This window comes from Undibacterium sp. 5I2 (genome assembly GCF_035019605.1).
In the GTDB taxonomy this organism is placed as follows: domain Bacteria; phylum Pseudomonadota; class Gammaproteobacteria; order Burkholderiales; family Burkholderiaceae_D; genus Undibacterium.
In genome coordinates, this window is the sequence record NZ_JASJVS010000153.1 from 1 (window position 1) to 759 (window position 759).

The 759-nt window shown below is 37.0% G+C and carries 2 protein-coding genes; both read left to right on the forward strand.

Features of this window, described 5'->3' with window-relative positions; translation table 11 throughout:
• Nucleotides 1-139 precede the first annotated feature (139 nt).
• Nucleotides 140-334 carry a hypothetical protein gene (locus tag QN359_RS19780; protein ID WP_323493220.1) on the forward strand — a complete coding sequence of 65 codons (195 nt, stop codon included), beginning with the start codon at nucleotides 140-142 and terminating at the stop codon, nucleotides 332-334.
• A 201-nt stretch (nucleotides 335-535) separates the two neighbouring features.
• Nucleotides 536-759, forward strand: a 224-nt coding sequence (locus QN359_RS19785) for a hypothetical protein (RefSeq protein WP_323493630.1), incomplete at its 3' end; no start/stop codon positions are given.

Here is a 759-nt window from a genome sequence, read left to right on the forward strand (position 1 = left end):
CCATCGTCGCTTGCGACGATCCATTAAGTTGTTCAAAATTCTTGACGAGGCACCGAAGTAAAAATAAACTATTTACGGTGAATTTTTCACTATTCACTATTCACTTTTCTTTTTTGATAGCCAAAAATGGAGGGTGATGATGCATGAACTTACGGTAGCTGAAATCGATGACGTTAGTGGTGGTGTGGACGCAAACTTGTTTTTCGCGGGGTTTGCTGCAGCCGTTATAGGAACTGGTCTCGCGGCAGCTGGAATGGGTACGCCCATTACAATCGCCGGCGCAGTTCTCGCTGTTGAAGGTGCTGCAGCGATGAGCGTTGCCTTAGCCATGTAATTAGTATAATAAGTGTGGTCTAAGAGTTATCTGCAGATGCCGAAGGAATGTGAAAACATTTTTCATAAGCATAGGCAGGTAGCTCTTCTAATTTAAACTGATAGAAATTTAAATATATGGCTTTTTTTTTCGGATGGAAATAAGGAATATTTTTCTTTGAGTTTATGTCCAAACAATAATAAAAAATGTTACGTTAACAAAATGAATAAAAAGCAAGAGATGATATCTGAAAATTTTATTCCTCCATTGTTCATCATTTCATCAGCAATTTTCATAACAATAGTTGTTATTTGTATCATGGAGTTTTTAAATATAACCGCTAAACCTGTTATACGCGACAATCAAGAGTCCGCACTTTTTGCATTGGTCCTCACAGCAACACTTATCGCTTTTTTTGAATTTTTTATTTTCCTATGGATAAGAAA

Coding starts and splice junctions, on each gene's coding strand:
- QN359_RS19780 (WP_323493220.1), top strand. CDS start 140: ATGCATGAACTTACGGTAGCTGAAATCGATGACGTTAGTGGTGGTGTG.